A 16,073-nucleotide genomic window follows, 5' to 3' on the forward strand; every position below is an offset into this window, starting at 1 on the left:
AAATATGTGACACCCGATCCCAGCCGGTCAGGGTGCGATTCGAGAGAGGTTCCATGGCGATATCCACGCCGACACTCAAAGCTACCGACGGCGGCTTCGCGCTGTGGCTGGGCGACTGCCTGCTCGCCACGCATAGCGCTGCCCGACCCATGATTGCCGTGGGGCGTGGCATTGCAGATGTAGAGATGTTTCGCGGCAATTTTCGCCTTTCGGATGAGGTGGTGGAGCGGACGCCGCTGTCCCATGCTCGAATCGCGCCGCAGTCCGATCCTGACGGATCGCTATGCGTCGAATTTTCGATGGAGGAGGGCGCGCCGGTCGCCGTGTCGCTGGTGGTCCAGTCCGACGGCCTGTCCCTAAAATCCCATGACAACGCCGTCAATCGCTGCTGGTTAAGTTTTTCTATCGATCCGCTAGAGAAAATCTTCGGGCTCGGCGAGCAGATGTCCTATCTCGATCTGCGCGGTCGCATTTTTCCCGTGTGGACCTCCGAGCCGGGCGTCGGTCGCGATAAGAGCACGGCCTTCACACAGGCAATGGATGCGGCGGGCAATGCCGGTGGCGATTACTGGACCACCAATTATCCGCAGCCCACGATCCTCTCACCGCGCGGTTACGCCCTGCATGTCGATACCCACGCTTATTGCGCGTTCGACTTCACCGCGAGCGACAGTTTTGCCATCGAATGCTGGGAAATCCCTGCGACGATCGAACTGTTCACCGCACCGACCATTGTCGATCTCGTCTCCACGCTCTCCCTCCGCTTCGGTCGGCAACCGTTGCTCCCCGATTGGGCCACCACCGGCACCATCGTCGGGCTGAAGCAGGGGCAGGACAGTTTCGCGCGCCTCGAACGCATGATCGATGCGGGCGTCCCCGTCTCTGGCCTCTGGTGTGAGGACTGGGTCGGTCTGCGCATCACCAGCTTCGGCAAGCGGCTGTTTTGGGACTGGAAATGGAACCGCGAACGCTATCCCGATCTCGACCAACGCATCGCGCGGCTGGCGGAAAAGGGCGTGCGCTTCCTTGGCTACGTAAACCCTTATCTCGCCATTGACGGCATACTGTATCAGGAAGCCTTGTCGGCGGGCTATCTCGCGCTGCGGCAGGACAGCGATGCCCCTTATCATGTCGACTTCGGCGAATTTGACGCCGCGATCGTCGATTTCACCAATCCTGACGCTGCCGAATGGTTTGCCGACCGGATCATCGGTCGCGAAATGCTCGATTTCGGACTGTCGGGCTGGATGGCCGATTTCGGCGAATATCTCCCGACCGACGTTCGCCTGTTCGATGGCATGGACCCGATGCTCGCGCACAATGCCTGGCCGACGCTCTGGGCAAAGGTCAACGCCCGCGCTCTCGAACTGCGCGGCAAGACGGGCGAAGCGGTGTTCTTCATGCGCGCAGGCGGGACCGATGTGGGCAAATATTGTCCGCTGCTCTGGGCCGGGGACCAGTCGGTCGACTTCACTCGCCATGATGGCATCGGCACCGTCATCACAGCGGCGCTGTCGGCAGGCTTGGTCGGCAACGCCTACAGCCATAGCGACATTGGCGGTTACACCAGTCTGCTCGGTAATGTCCGTACCGCAGAACTGCTGATGCGCTGGAGCGACCTTGCTGCCTTCACCCCCGTCATGCGCACCCACGAAGGCAATCGGCCCGACGAAAACCTGCAAGTCGATTCGACCCCCGAGCTGCTCGGCCATTTCGCGGCCATGACGCAGCTTCACGCCGACCTCGCGCCCTACACCCGTATCCTGTGCGAAGAAGCGCGCGAGAGCGGACTGCCCTTGCAACGCCCGCTGTTCCTGCATCATGAAGAGGATATGGACAGCGACACCCTGCAAACCCACTATCTCTACGGTCGCGACTTGCTCGTCGCCCCCGTCATCACGCAAGGCGCAACGCGCTGGACCTGCCATCTGCCCGGCGGCACCGACTGGGTGCATCTGTGGTCCGGCACATCTTATGCGCCCGGTTCGGTGGAGGTCGATGCCCCGATCGGCCAGACGCCCGCTTTCTACCGCGCCGACAGCGCCCAAGCGGCCTTCTTCGCCGATATCGCCGCCCGCCATGTTGCCCGCTGCGCGAGGCTGACTCTGTGAGCGAACGCGCCACGATCAGCGATGTCGCGCAGGCGGCGGGCGTATCGGTCAAGACGGTATCCCGCGTTCTCAACAAGGAACGCTATGTGCGCGAAGATACGCGCATTAAGGTGGAGGCTGCCGTCCGCTCCCTGCGCTTCAGCCCCAGCATCGCCGCCCGCGCGCTCGCGGGGCGCAAGTCGGGCCAGATCGCGTTACTCTACGACAATCACAGCCCCTATTATATCCACCAGATCCAGGAAGGCGTCTGGGAAGCCTGCCGGGAAGCGGGCATCCGTTTGCTCGCGCAGCCCGTCGACGTAGGCTCGCCCGATGTCGCGCGCGAAGTCGGCGGCCTGATCGACGAAACCCATGTCGACGGCATCATCCTCTCCTCCCCCGTCACCGATTGCGCGGCGGTGCTGGAGGAACTGGAGCGTCGCTCGATCCCCTTCGTCCGCATTTCGCCCGGTACCAACCACGCGATCACTTCGTCGGTCTTCATCGACGATGTGCAGGCAGCGGACGACATGACGTCCTACCTCATCAACCACGGCCATCGCCGCATCGGCTTCATCATGGGCCATCCCAACCATATGGCGAGCAACGAGCGGCTCTTCGGCTATCGCCGCGCGCTCGACCGGGCGGGTATCGAATATGAACCCACCATCGTCTTCCCCGGCGAATTCGATTTCGCCAGCGGGGTGAAGGCAGCCGAAGCCTTGCTCACCATGCCCGATCCGCCCAGCGCGATTTTCGCCAGCAATGACGATATGGCCGCCGGCGTTCTGGCGGTGGCGCATAAACGCGGCGTGGTCATTCCCGATCAGCTTTCGGTGGCAGGGTTCGACGACACGGTGCTGGCGCAAGTCGTCTATCCGCCGCTCACCACCATTCGCCAGCCGACTCGCACGTTGGGCAAGACCGGTACCAACCTGTTGTTCAGCATGGGGCCGGGGGCGGAACATCGCCGCCTGCCGCATGAACTGATCGAGCGGCAATCGACTCGCGCCATTCCCCTTTCCCGTCCCTGAAGGATCGACAGCTTTTCATGACCATCACCGCTTCTCTCCCCACGCCTCCCGTTTCCCGCCCCCTCGGCCAGTCGGGCATCACCGTCAGCGGTCTCTCCTGGGGCATGTGGCGCTTCAAGGGCGATGACCTTGCCGCTGCCCGCGCGCTGGTCGATGCGGCGCTCGACGCCGGGATCACCCTGTTCGACACCGCCGACATTTACGGCCCGGACAATGGCGAAGCCTTCGGTGCGTCCGAAGCCTTGCTTGGCCGCGTATTCGCTGCGGACAAAAGCCTGCGCAGCAAGGTCGTGCTGGCGACCAAGGGCGGGATCGTCATCGGCACGCCCTATGACAGCAGCGCCGATTATTTGAACTTCGCCATCGACGCATCGCTCACGCGGCTGGGCGTGGATCGCGTCGACCTCTGGCAGATTCACCGCCCGGACATCCTGACCCACCCGCAGGAAATGGCCCGCACGCTGGAGGACGCGCATAAAGCCGGAAAGATCGGCGCCATCGGCGTATCGAACTTCACCGTCGCGCAGATCGACGCGCTGGCCCATTTCCTCACCGTGCCGCTCGCCACGACGCAGCCGGAATTTTCGCCGCTGACGCTCAACCCGCTGGTGTCGGGCGAATTCGATCAGGCGATGCGGATGGACATGGCGATCATGGCCTGGTCGCCGCTGGGCGGTGGCAAGATCGCCAATCCGCTTGCCGAGCGTGACCGCGCCGTCGCCAACGCACTCAAGAAGGTCGCCGATCAATACGGCGTCTCGGTCACCGCCGCAGCGTTTAGCTGGATCATGGCGCATCCCGCGCATCCCATCCCCATCGTCGGTTCGCAGACGCCTGCACGCATCCGCGAAGCCGCCGACGCCTACAAGGTCACATGGACCCGTGCCGACTGGTACGCCGTATTGACCGCATCGAGAGAGGAACCTCTGCCATGAATGCTGCCCATTATAAGCCTTGCGAAGTAAGCTGGTTTTCCGCGCTGTGCGACGATGACTATGAATTTCTGGGTCAACCCGACGCGATGCTCGCGTCAAGCTGGGAGCATTGCCGCGATATCGTGATGCAGGCGGAAAGCGGCGGGTTCGACAATATCCTGCTGCCGTCGGGTTATCAGTTGGGCATCGACACGACGATCTTCGCCGGGGCCATCGCGCCGCTGGTAAAGACCATCCGCTTGCTGATGGCCGTGCGCATCGGTGAGGACTGGCCGCCCCAGCTTGCTCGCCGCATCGCGACGCTCGACCGTATTCTGGGCGGTCGGCTGACCGTCAACATCATCTCGTCCGATCTGCCTGGCGACACGCTGGAGAGCAATGCACGCTACGCCCGTACGCTCGAAGTCATGCAGATTTTGAAGACGATGCTGAACGGCGAGCATCTCAACCATCAGGGCGAATTCTACAAGCTCGACCTCGATCCGCCCAAGGTCACCACCGTCTCAGGCAAATGCCCGCCGCTCTATTTCGGCGGCCTCAGCCCCGCTGCGCGCGATGCTGCTGCACAAGGCTGCGACGTGTACCTGATGTGGCCCGACACGATGGACAAGGTCCGCGAAATCATCGCTGACATGACGGCGCGCGCCGCCAGCTATGGCCGCACGCTCAAATTCGGCTATCGCGCCCACGTCATCGTTCGCGAGACCGAAAGTGAAGCACGCACCGCCGCGACTCGCTTGCTCTCCAAGCTGGACGACAATGCAGGCGCTGCCATCCGCGCCAAGTCGCTCGACAGCCAGTCGGTCGGCGTCACCCGCCAGCAGGAGCTGCGCGCGGCGGCGGGCGAGGAAGGCTATGTCGAGGATAATCTCTGGACCGGCGTGGGCCGTGCCCGTTCGGGCTGCGGTGCCGCCATCGTCGGCGATCCCGATCAGGTGCTGGCCAAGCTGCGCGCCTATCAGGATGAAGGGATCGAAGCCTTCATCCTCTCCGGCTATCCTCACGCCGCCGAATGCGACCTCTTCGCGCGGCATGTGTTGCCAAAGCTGGAGCATGGGCCGCTGGTTCTTTAATCACCCCGATCCTCCCCACACCGTTCCTCCCCAACACCGTTCGGTTCGAGCTTGTCGAGAACTGGTCTCGATACGCCGTCTCGACAAGCTCGACAGCTACTCGAACCGAACGGGGAATAAGGCGGGAGAGTGGGAAGATGGAATATCGACCGAAGACGAGAGGATAAACACATGACAAAACCCATTCTCGTCATCGACGAAGGCACTACCTCCACCCGCGCGATGCTGTTCGCACCGGACGGCGCGTGCCTGGGCACTGCGCAGCGCCCGCTGACGCAATATTATCCCGCGCCGGGCCGCGTCGAGCATGACGCCAACGAAATCTGGGCGCTTACGCTGGAATGCGCGCGGGAGATGGTGACGCAAGCAGGCGGGCCGGACCGGATCGCCTGCATCGGCATCACCAACCAGCGCGAAACCGTCGTCTTCTGGGACCGCCGGACCGGGGAATCCGTCGCGCCTGCCATCGTCTGGCAGGACCGGCGGACCGCGGAAACCTGCCACGACCTCATCGTCGCAGGCCACGAACCGATGGTGCAGGACCGCACCGGCCTGCTCCTCGATCCCTATTTCTCCGGTAGCAAGATGGGCTGGGCGCTCGCCAACTGGCCGCAACTGAACGAACTGGGCGATAACCTCGCGGTCGGCACCGTGGAAAGCTATCTGGTCTATCGCCTGACCGGCGGGCTCCACATCACTGACGCCACCAACGCCTCGCGCACCGCGCTGATGGCAATCGAGCAGGGCGGCTGGGACAGCGAATTGCTCGACCTGTTCGGCGTGCCTGCCGCCTTGCTCCCCGAAATCGTCGATTGCGCCGGATCGTTCGGCAGCACGCAGCCCGACCTTTTCGGCGCACCGATCCCCGTCACCGGCCTTGCGGGCGATCAGCAGGCGGCCTCCATCGGGCAGGCCTGCCTCGCCCCCGGTCAGACCAAGGCGACCTACGGCACCGGCGCGTTCATCCTTACCAACACCGGCGCGCAGATGCCGCGCTCCAAGAACCGCCTGCTCGGCACCATCGCCTCGCAGATCGGCGGAGAGCGATGCTTCGCGCTCGAAGGATCGGTGTTCGTCGCGGGCAGCGTCGTCAAATGGCTGCGCGACGAAGTGGGCCTGATCGACAGCGCAGAGGAAACTGCCGCGCTCGCCGCCTCCGTTCCCGACAATGGCGGGGTCAGCTTCGTGCCTGCGCTCTCCGGCCTCGGCGCGCCCTACTGGCGGCCCGATGCACGCGGCGCGATCACCGGCCTCAGCTTTTCCACCGGCCGCGCGCATATCGTCCGCGCCGCGCTGGAGGCTGTCACGCATCAGTCGCTCGATCTGAAAGCCACCTTCGCTGCCGATGGCGCAGTGTGGGCGGATCTGCGCATCGACGGCGGCATGGTCAGCAACGATTGGCTGGCGCAGGATCTGGCCGACATGCTCGACCTGTGCGTCGAGCGCCCGCTCTTTATCGAGACGACAGCGCTGGGCGCTGCCATGCTTGCGGGCGTCGGCGCAGGACTGTTCCCCACGCTCGCTGCCGCCGCGTCGATGCGCAAAGGCGCCACTGCCTTCCACCCGCAACCTTACCCCTTGGCTGCCGCCCGCTGCCGCGCCTGGGAAGGCGCCGTCGCCGCCGTGCTCGAAGCGGCAGGGGATCGGGGCTGACCAACTTATATGCCCCTCCCTTTTAAGGGAGGGGTTGGGGTGGGTGGCGAGCGAAGCGAGCCTTCAGACATCGCGCCAATTGGCTTCGCCAGCGATTGCAGAAGTACAATCGCACCCACCCTCAATAAAGTCACGCGCCTCTTATCGATCCCCCCCTTGAAAGGGGGCGCGTATTTCCATCCCCATCTATTTATTTTCGTTCCCCTCCCGTCCTCTTGCCTTTTCAAAAGCATAGGAAACACCGCGCGTCGCACCGGCAGAACGCCCCAGGGTCGCGATGAAACGAATCGCACGAGCGACGAACCGAGTCCCTAAAGTGTCATTTACCCTCTTGCGTCGCGGCACGGCTGTGGCACTATCCCTTGTGTAAGGGGCAACGGGGGTTATCTACAGATTGTGGTTGGACGCGCCGGGGCGATTCGGTGCGCAGGGCGGTTTAGCCCCCCGCGATCGGAGAGATCGGACTTCCGCTGCCCTATTTCGAAGCTGGTCATGCTATACCGGGCGCTCGTCCCAAAGCACTTGACCGAATCGAACGGAACATGAACATGCAAGGGCGATCAACTAATGGACTTTCGTGAAAGCCAGGAAACAGGTGCAGGCGACGTGGCAACGATAATGGATGAAGTTTTGGAGGCTGTAGCGGCCCAATCCACCCCGACGGCGGCACCCGAAGTCGCGCCGAAAGCGGACCCGGTGTCTTCGCACTCGATTCAGGCGCGGCGGTTCGACATCAAGACCGATGCGTCGCGCGACGCTCTGCTGACTGAGTTCGGCAAGGACACGCTGCGCGACCGCTATTTGCTGCCCGGCGAATCCTATCAGGATCTGTTTGCGCGCGTTGCGTCGGCCTATTCCGACGATCAGGATCATGCCCAGCGCGTCTATGACTATATCTCGCGCCTCTGGTTCATGCCTGCGACGCCCGTCCTGTCCAATGGCGGCACCGGGCGCGGCCTGCCGATCTCCTGCTATCTCAATTCGGTGGACGACAGTCTGGAAGGCATCGTCAACACCTGGAACGAGAATGTCTGGCTTGCCTCGCGCGGCGGCGGCATCGGCACCTATTGGGGCAGCGTGCGCGGCATCGGTGAGCCGGTCGGTCTCAATGGCAAGACCAGCGGCATCATCCCCTTCGTCCGCGTGATGGACAGCCTGACGCTGGCAATCAGCCAGGGTTCGCTGCGTCGCGGTTCGGCGGCCTGCTATCTCGATGTGTCGCATCCGGAGATCGAGGAGTTCCTCGAAATCCGCAAGGCATCGGGCGATTTCAACCGCAAGGCGCTCAATCTGCACCACGGCGTGCTGCTGACCGACGCCTTCATGGAAGCGGTCCGCGATGGCACCGAATTCCACCTGCGCAGCCCGAAGGATCAGTCGATCCGCGCCACGGTTGACGCGCGTTCGCTCTTCCAGAAGCTGGTCGAAACCCGTCTTGCCACGGGCGAACCCTACATCATCTTCGCCGATCAGGTGAACCGCTCGATGCCCAAGCATCACCGCGATCTGGGTCTCAAGGTATCGACGTCGAACCTTTGCTCGGAAATCACGCTGCCCACGGGTCGCGACCATCTGGGCAATGACCGCACGGCGGTCTGCTGCCTCTCGTCGATGAACCTGGAAACATGGGACGAGTGGAAGGACGAGAAGAGCTTTGCCGAGGATATCATGCGGTTCCTCGACAATGTGCTTCAGGATTATATCGACCGCGCCCCGCCGGAAATGGCCCGCGCGAAATACAGCGCCAGCCGCGAACGCTCGGTCGGTCTGGGCGTCATGGGCTTCCACAGCTTCCTGCAGGCACGCAACATTCCCTTCGAAGGCGCGATGGCTAAGTCGTGGAACCTGCGCATCTTCAAGCAGATCAAGGCCCAGGTCGACGAAGCCTCGATGCAACTCGCCATCGAGCGCGGCCCATGCCCCGACGCCGCCGACATGGGTGTGATGGAGCGTTTCTCCTGCAAGATGGCGATCGCACCGACCGCGTCGATCAGCATCATCGCGGGCGGCACCTCTGCCTGCATCGAGCCGATCCCGGCGAACATCTACACGCACAAGACGCTCTCGGGCAGCTTCTCGATCAAGAATCCGTATCTGGAAAAGCTTCTGCAGGAAAAGAGCAAGGACAGCACCAATGTCTGGAACTCGATCCTCGAAAATGGCGGTTCTGTCCAACATCTCGACTTCCTGAGTCAGGAAGAAAAGGACGTGTTCAAGACCAGCTTCGAAATCGACCAGCGCTGGCTGCTCGAACTCGCGGCGGATCGCACGCCCTATATCGACCAGGCGCAGTCGCTCAATCTGTTCATTCCGGCGGATGTCGACAAGTGGGATCTGCTGATGCTCCACTTCCGCGCATGGGAACTGGGCATCAAGTCGCTCTATTATCTGCGCTCGAAATCGATCCAGCGCGCTGGCTTTGCCGGTGGCGTCGAAGCCGACAACACGCCCGATCTCAAGAAGATCGAGCTGATGACCGGCGAAACCACCGATTATGACGAGTGCCTCGCCTGCCAGTAAGGCTGCGCATACGCTAACGATAGAGAAGGGGGCCGATGCGACACCGCACCGGCCCCTTCCTTGTATCAGATGATCAGGAAATCGCTGCTCGTCAGATGCAGGCCGGACGAGAGCGTCGCGATCTGCACCGCCGCACCGCTGCCCGATCCGTCGGCGTCATAGCTCAGCACACCCGACTTGCTGCCATAGATCAGCCGGTCGTTGGCATCCAACGCCGCCTTGCCGACGACAAACAGGTCGCTGTTGATCTGCCCGTCCGCACCGAGGCCGGTAAACACGGCATTGTCGAATGCGAACGTATCGTCGACGGCCTTGAAATCGACGACGCGGTCCTTGTCGGCTGACGTGGTCAGGGTGTTGAACACGAAATAATCCTTGCCGCTGCCGCCCGTCAGTTGATCGACGCCTGCGCCGCCGAACAGCCAGTCGTTGCCATCGCCGCCGTCGATTTTATCGTCGCCGTTCAGTCCATGGATCTTGTCGTTCCCGGCCATGCCCGACAGCTTGTTCGCCGAAGCATTGCCGGTGATCTCATTGTCCAGACTATTGCCCGTGCCGCTGCTCGTGGTCCCTGCCAGCAGGAGCCGCTCGACATTGTCGGCAAGCGTATATCCCGAACTGCTGATGACGAGATCGTTGCCGCCCTTTGCCGCTTCGACGACGACATCCTTGCTGGTCGAAACATAATAAGTGTCATCGCCCGCACCGCCGATCATCGTGTCGGTCGATGCGCCGCCGTCCAGTATATTGTTGCCGGCATTGCCTGTCAGCACATTGGCTTTGCTGTTGCCGGTCAGGTTGATGTTGGCGGTGCCCTGCGCCGTGGCGTTCTCGACGAAATCGCTCAGCGTGAAATGGACCGAGGAATAGACAGTGTCGGTGCCATGCAGATAGCTCGTTTCCACGACGCTATCGCCCACATTGTCGACATAATAGCTGTCATTGCCTTCGCCGCCGGTCAGGACGTCGGCGCCTGTGCCACCGTCCAGCACGTCATTGCCCGCCAGCCCGTAAAGCCGGTCATTGCCTGCCATGCCGTACAGGCTGTTATTGCCGTCGGTTCCGGTAATGTCGTTTGCCAGACCATTGCCCGTGCCGGTGGTGGCGCCATCGGCCAGTATCAGGTTCTCGACATTGTCGCCCAGCGTGTAGTCCACATGCGCCGTCGCGGTATCGATCCCGCCGTTCGCGGCTTCGCGGATGATATCGGTGCTGGCGGTCACGTCGAACTGGTCGTCGCCCGCGGTGCCCATCAGGACGTTGCCCGTCTCGACCGGAGTGTCTGGATCGCCCGGCCCGCCCGAACCGTCAGGCCCGCCGGGACCGCTCGGTGCGCCCAGACCGCCCAGGCCGTCGCCCTGCGTATGCGCGATATCCAGCCCGAAGAAGCTGGTCTGCCCGACGCCAGTGCCCTGCGTTTCATTGACGCCCAGATAGACGCCTGCCTTGAAATATAACGAATCCGACTGCCAGATCGCGTTGATCTGTGTGGTGCTGCTGTAAGTTTGCCCGTCGGCATAGACCACCACTTCCAGCGTGTTGCCGACGGCGTTGATCTTGTAAGAGAATGCCTCGCCCAGATCGATCGAAGGCGTTTCGTTATTGGGCGACAGGAGCTGGAACTTCAGCTCCTTGTTGGAAGGACCGGCCAGATCGTTGACGAAATATACGGTGCCGTTGTCCCAGTATAGGCGCACCAGCTCGTTTTCCTTGCCGTGAATCTGGCCGATCACCAGTCTGCCCGGCGTGCCGTTGAAATAGGTCGGCACGCTGTCCACCGACAAGGTTGCGGTCATCGTGCCGCCTTGTTTCAGGTTCCATGCGGCCGAGTTGCCGTTGGTGAGTTCGCGCAATTCGGATCGGGCATATTTGCTGCCCGAAGTTGTCGCGCCATCGACAGCAGCGCGGAAGACCAGCGCCGTATCGGATGGGCGGAAATATTCCGATCCGCCATAGCCTGCCAACTTATCAATCTGGGCCGCATTGCCCGTGGTTTTGCCGGCTGCGTCCACCGGAAGCGCAATCCGCCACTCTGAATACTCAAATCCGCTTGCAGTAATGCTCATTTGCTCAACCCCGTATATATTGTGATAATCTACGAAAAATATCATGCTGCCCGTGAACAGGGGTGCATATATGCAACGTGATTCCATCCAATCTTCGCAAAGAACGTGGGTAATTCAGAATTAACGATTACGATTAACCATATTCTTTCATGGGTTGGGGCCGTCTCGCTGGATCTCTGGACCCATTTCAATCGGCCATAGATCCGAGAGTGGGAATTATCCTGGTATTTTCTAGTGTTCGGCGCCGTCATTCTATCGTGTCACCGAACTGCCGGAGGCAATTTCATTGCCATCGAAAGTAAACGCCCAAATCAGCAATTAACTACATTATTGCCGCAGGGCCGACGGACGATGTGTGCGATCTCGAATCATGTCTGACAGGGCGGTTTGGCGTATTCGCCGTAAACGGCCAATAAAAATAATGTAAATCAAAACTATACTGGAATTAATACATGCTTCGCCGCTTGGTCCACTTTGGTACGGCTTACTCAGCTTATCCGTGCATATGTTCGCAAACGCAAAAAGAAATTTGCATTTAAGCAATATAAGAAGGTAATAGACGCGCTAACGCACAGATTCGATTGCCAATCACCGAATTGGAGGGGAATTCGATCACTGTGCGCCTGCGAGTTCAATCAATGTCGGGGGTTTCCATGCGCGTATCAGTCTTTGGAATCGGTTATGTGGGTGCGGTCACCGCGGCATGCCTCTGCAAGAGCGGGCATGAAGTCATCGCCGTCGACAACAACGCTGCCAAGGTCGACCTGCTCAACGCCGGGAAGGCGCCTATCGTCGAACCGGGCCTGCCCGAACTGATCTCCGGCGCCGTGGCGCGCGGTGCGTTGCGTGCGACCACCAATGTCGCCGATGCCATCGCCAACACCGAATTATCCATCGTCTGCGTCGGCACGCCCAGCCTGCCGAACGGCAATCTCGATCTGAACTATGTCGTCACCGTCTGTGAGGAAATCGGCGTCGCACTGGCGAAGAAGGACATGTTCCACTCCGTCGTCATGCGCTCCACGATGCTTCCCGGCTCGATGTCGGGCACGGTCATTCCCTCGCTCTCCCGCTCTTCGGGCATGGAAGCGGGCAAGGACTTCGGTGTGGCGATCTATCCCGAATTTCTCCGCGAAAGCACTGCGATTGCCGACTATCTCGAACCCGAAGTCATCGTCATCGGCAAGATGGACGATCTGACGGTAGAGCGTCTGCGCGAACTCAACGAAGGCATCGTCGGCGAAGTCCGCGTGGTCGAAGTCGGCACCGCCGAAGCGATCAAATATGCCAACAACTGCTGGCACGCGACGAAGATCGTGTTCGCTAACGAAATGGGCAACATCTGCAAGGCCGCCGATGTCGACGGCCATGAAGTCATGGAAGTGCTCTGCTCGGACAAGCGCCTGAACATCTCGCCTGCCTATATGAAGCCGGGCATGGCCTTTGGCGGTTCGTGCCTGCCCAAGGATCTGCGCGCGCTCCGGTACAAGGCGGCGTCGATGGATGTGCGCGTTCCGATGCTCGAAGCGGTGCAGCAATCGAACGAATTGCAAGTCGATCGCGCGTTCGATCTGATCGCCTCGCGCGCCACCAGCCGCCGTATCGGTATGCTGGGCCTCAGCTTCAAATCCGAAACCGACGATCTGCGCGAAAGCCCGCTCGTCAGCGTTGCGGAGAAGCTGTACGGCAAAGGTTACGACCTCAAGATTTTCGATGCCAATGTCAGCTATTCGAAGCTGGTCGGCGCGAACCTTCATTTCATCCGCTCGCACATTCCGCATCTGGCCGAATTGCTGGTCGAGGATGTCGAGGAAGTGGTCTCGCATGGCGACACCATCGTGATCGGCAATGGCGACCAACGTTTCCGCGCACTGCCCGGCAATATCCCGACCGGCAAGACGGTCGTGGATCTCGTTCGCATCGACCGCACGCTGCGCACCAAGAGCAATTATGAAGGGCTGAGCTGGTAAACGACGCATAGCGAACGCGGCGAACCCCATGCGCGGTTTAATCCTCTATGCCCTGATTCTGGCTGCTCTCGTCTACCAACTCGACGAGAGCTGGCTGGACCCGTTGTCGCCTTATTATCTGGCGCTGATCGGCACGATCGGGATCTGGCGTTATGGCTGGGCCGCGATCCACATCGTGCGCGCCATGCTGTATCTGCACATCGTCTTCCCCCGCATGCGCCGCAAGGTGGAGGCAGCGGGCGAAGCGGCGATGCCGTCCCACGTCTATCTGCTCGTCACCAGCTTCCGCATCGACACCGAAACGACGCGCAAGGTTTATCATTCGGTCTTCAAGGAGGCGGTTGAATCGGGCCTGCGCTGCACGGTCGTCGCGTCGCTTGTGGAAATGGGCGATCAGCGACTGGTCAAGCAATTGCGGCTGATGGCGGGGGAGACCGATCTGGTCGATCTCAAATTCGTGCGCATCGCCGGCACCGGCAAGCGCGATGCGCTGGCCGAAGGCTTCCGCCTCATTGCCCGTGAAGAGCCGCCGCCCGGTGCGGTGGCCTGTGTCATCGATGGCGATTCGATATTGGAAGACGGCGCCCTGCGGCGCAGCCTGCCCTTCCTGTCGGTTTACCCCCGAGCAGGCGCCTTCACCACCGACGAAGTCTGCAAGGTCGAAGGCCGCGAAATCTTCCGTCAGTGGTATTCGATGCGTTTTGCCCAGCGGCAGATTCTGATGTCGTCGCATGGTCTCGCCCGGCGCGTTCTGACGCTGACCGGTCGCATGTCGGCGTTCCGCGCCGATCTCGTTACCGATCCCGATTTCGTGCGGCAGATCGAAGTCGACTGGATCGACCACTGGCGCCTTGGCCGTCTCAAATTCCTGACCGGGGACGACAAGTCGAGCTGGTTCTTCCTGCTGCGTCGCGGCTGGCAGATGCTTTACATCCCCGACGTCCGGATCGTCACCATCGAGCATCCGCCGCACAACAGCTTCCTGATCGGCTCCACGCAATTGATGGTCCGCTGGTTCGGCAACATGCTGCGCACCAACGGACGCGCGCTGAAGCTTGGGCCAAAGAAGATCACCTGGTGGACATGGTGGTCGATCTTCGATCAGCGCATTTCGATGTGGACGTCGCTCACGGGCCTCGTCGCGGCGATCCTGGCGAGCATCTTCATCGAGCCGACCCTGATCCTTGGGTATCTCTATTGGGTCGCGCTGACTCGCCTGCTGCAGACCATCGCGCTGCTGACCGTGCGGCAGGAAGTCAACTGGACCTATCCGTTCCTGCTTTACTACAATCAGATCTACGGATCGATTGTAAAGACATACATATTCTTCCGGCTCGACCGGCAGAAATGGACCCGTCAAAATACGACGAACAAGGGCGTCACGTCCCTGTTCAGACAACGATATATCTCGGCATCCTCATTCTTCGTTCATTCTTTCGCCATTCTTGCGCTCATCGTATTCGTCGGGAATTTCATGAGAGCCTTGACTGTCGACAGTGTGGAGAATGTCGATCTGATGTTTAGCGAATAGTGATTCAGGAGGATTTATGAGCACAGCCGCAACGATTAGCCATGAGGCGGCTAGCCAGCGTCAGCATACCCGCATGAAGGTCGCTGCGGAGGCGATCATCGATGGCAAGGTCTATCCTACATTCGACTGGTCCGTGGGCGGCGTGTGCATCAAGGATTATGATGAGAGCATCGCGGTCGGCGACATCCTGCTCCCGCAAATCCGCTTCAATTTCGATGGGTTCGACATGACCATCGACGTCGAACTGGCCGTCCGCCACATCAGCGCCGACGGCAAGACCATCGGCGGCGCATTCTCCCAGATGAGCTGGCAGCAGCTTTCGCTGCTCCATTATGTCCGCGACGCTTATCTGAGCGGCGAAGTGGTCGACGCCGGGGACATGCTCCACGTCATTCAGCGCGACAATAGCGCCCGCGTCCGCTCCAGCAGCGTGCCGGAAGAAGAAAAGACGCCCCGTCGCGCGCTGTTCGATGCACTCAGCAAGAATTTCGGGCTGCTGCTGTTCGTCGTCGCGGCGGCCACCTTGTGCGCCTATGTCGCCGTCAACCTCTATACGCGCACCTTCGTCGTGGCGGCGGAAGGGGCAGTCACCAGCCCGTCGGGCACCGTGCTGCGCTCGCCTTCCAGCGCGACCGTTACATCCTTCGCCGTCAAGCCGGGGGACAAGGTCGAACCCAACCAGATCCTCGCATCGATGGAACGCATCGACGGGTCGATCCTCAATGTGGTCAGCAATTGCCGCTGCGTGGTGGGGGAACGTCTGGCTCAGCTCGGCACGCCGCTGTCGCGCGCTGCGCCGATCATCAGCCTCGCGCCATTGCGGGGCAAAGTGGAATCCACGCTCGTCGTACGCCTGAAGGATCTGCGCAAGGTCAGTGTGGGCGACCGCGTGGCGATCAACTTCTTCAACGACGATACCGAAGCGATGGGCCGGGTGAAGAGCATCCTGCTGCCGGGTCTGACCGACCCTGAAACGCTTGAGCGCACCGGCCTGCGCGTGCCCGATCTGGCGGGCTCGGTCGTCGTCGCGTTCGATACGCCGATCAATGCTGCGCGCATCGGTCAGCCGGTGTCGGGTCGCGTCCGTACCCTGCGGTTCGGCCTGTAACGCGGGCGCTTGAGGACACCCTATGCAGTATTCCCGCCTCGAACAGTCGATCGGCTACCCCGTGGCAGGATCGCCGATGCGGCCCTGCCGTCG

General features: G+C 61.3%; 10 protein-coding genes. 9 read left to right on the forward strand and 1 reads right to left on the reverse strand.

From position 1 onward, the window contains the following. Positions 1–53 precede the first annotated feature (53 nt). From LQ220_RS02730 to LQ220_RS02755, 6 genes are all read left to right on the forward strand, one after another. On the forward strand, positions 54–2,111 hold the full coding sequence (locus LQ220_RS02730; protein ID WP_230186731.1) for an alpha-glucosidase: 2,058 nt from the start codon (positions 54–56) through the stop codon (positions 2,109–2,111). Next, positions 2,108–3,124 (forward strand): LacI family DNA-binding transcriptional regulator, encoded by a 1,017-nt coding sequence (locus LQ220_RS02735; protein ID WP_230186732.1) that lies wholly within the window; start codon positions 2,108–2,110, stop codon positions 3,122–3,124. Before LQ220_RS02730 ends, LQ220_RS02735 begins: the two co-directional genes overlap by 4 nt. A gap of 17 nt (positions 3,125–3,141) precedes the next feature. Continuing rightward, positions 3,142–4,059, forward strand: coding sequence for an aldo/keto reductase (locus tag LQ220_RS02740; protein WP_230186733.1), 918 nt, complete (start codon positions 3,142–3,144; stop codon positions 4,057–4,059). After that, on the forward strand, positions 4,056–5,132 hold the full coding sequence (locus LQ220_RS02745; protein ID WP_230186734.1) for an LLM class flavin-dependent oxidoreductase: 1,077 nt from the start codon (positions 4,056–4,058) through the stop codon (positions 5,130–5,132). Before LQ220_RS02740 ends, LQ220_RS02745 begins: the two co-directional genes overlap by 4 nt. A 171-nt stretch (positions 5,133–5,303) precedes the next feature. Continuing rightward, positions 5,304–6,785, forward strand: a complete 1,482-nt coding sequence (locus LQ220_RS02750; protein ID WP_230186735.1) for a glycerol kinase — start codon at positions 5,304–5,306, stop codon at positions 6,783–6,785. Positions 6,786–7,403: 618 nt separating this feature from the next. Next, positions 7,404–9,305: a ribonucleoside-diphosphate reductase subunit alpha gene (locus LQ220_RS02755; protein WP_230186736.1), complete on the forward strand. Its 1,902-nt coding sequence runs from the start codon at positions 7,404–7,406 to the stop codon at positions 9,303–9,305. A 65-nt stretch (positions 9,306–9,370) separates the two neighbouring features. Here the strand turns inward: LQ220_RS02755 and LQ220_RS02760 are convergent, their stop codons facing one another. Beyond that, positions 9,371–11,371: a polysaccharide lyase family 7 protein gene (locus LQ220_RS02760; RefSeq protein ID WP_230186737.1), complete on the reverse strand. Its 2,001-nt coding sequence runs from the start codon at positions 11,369–11,371 to the stop codon at positions 9,371–9,373. A 653-nt stretch (positions 11,372–12,024) separates the two neighbouring features. Between LQ220_RS02760 and LQ220_RS02765 the strand changes: the two genes are divergently transcribed. From LQ220_RS02765 to LQ220_RS02775, 3 genes are read left to right on the forward strand one after another with little or no spacing between them, the layout of a single operon-like run. Further along, a complete protein-coding gene (locus LQ220_RS02765) occupies positions 12,025–13,341 on the forward strand; it encodes a UDP-glucose/GDP-mannose dehydrogenase family protein (protein ID WP_230186738.1) in 1,317 nt (438 codons plus the stop codon). A gap of 28 nt (positions 13,342–13,369) precedes the next feature. Then, on the forward strand, positions 13,370–14,872 hold the full coding sequence (locus tag LQ220_RS02770; protein WP_230186739.1) for a glycosyltransferase: 1,503 nt from the start codon (positions 13,370–13,372) through the stop codon (positions 14,870–14,872). A gap of 16 nt (positions 14,873–14,888) precedes the next feature. Next, positions 14,889–15,980, forward strand: coding sequence for a hypothetical protein (locus tag LQ220_RS02775; protein ID WP_230186740.1), 1,092 nt, complete (start codon positions 14,889–14,891; stop codon positions 15,978–15,980). The last annotated feature ends 93 nt before the right edge of the window (positions 15,981–16,073 follow it).

It is taken from the genome of Sphingobium sp. CECT 9361 (assembly GCF_918741285.1).
In the GTDB taxonomy this organism is placed as follows: domain Bacteria; phylum Pseudomonadota; class Alphaproteobacteria; order Sphingomonadales; family Sphingomonadaceae; genus Sphingobium.

What these genes read in the sequence shown, in the direction of transcription:
- LQ220_RS02730 (WP_230186731.1), top strand. Translation starts at nt 54, where the DNA reads ATGGCGATATCCACGCCGACACTCAAAGCTACCGACGGCGGCTTCGCG.
- LQ220_RS02740 (WP_230186733.1), top strand. Translation starts at nt 3,142, where the DNA reads ATGACCATCACCGCTTCTCTCCCCACGCCTCCCGTTTCCCGCCCCCTC.
- LQ220_RS02745 (WP_230186734.1), top strand. Translation starts at nt 4,056, where the DNA reads ATGAATGCTGCCCATTATAAGCCTTGCGAAGTAAGCTGGTTTTCCGCG.
- LQ220_RS02750 (WP_230186735.1), top strand. Translation starts at nt 5,304, where the DNA reads ATGACAAAACCCATTCTCGTCATCGACGAAGGCACTACCTCCACCCGC.
- LQ220_RS02755 (WP_230186736.1), top strand. Translation starts at nt 7,404, where the DNA reads ATGGATGAAGTTTTGGAGGCTGTAGCGGCCCAATCCACCCCGACGGCG.
- LQ220_RS02760 (WP_230186737.1), bottom strand. Translation starts at nt 11,371, where the DNA reads ATGAGCATTACTGCAAGCGGATTTGAGTATTCAGAGTGGCGGATTGCG.
- LQ220_RS02765 (WP_230186738.1), top strand. Translation starts at nt 12,025, where the DNA reads ATGCGCGTATCAGTCTTTGGAATCGGTTATGTGGGTGCGGTCACCGCG.
- LQ220_RS02770 (WP_230186739.1), top strand. Translation starts at nt 13,370, where the DNA reads ATGCGCGGTTTAATCCTCTATGCCCTGATTCTGGCTGCTCTCGTCTAC.
- LQ220_RS02775 (WP_230186740.1), top strand. Translation starts at nt 14,889, where the DNA reads ATGAGCACAGCCGCAACGATTAGCCATGAGGCGGCTAGCCAGCGTCAG.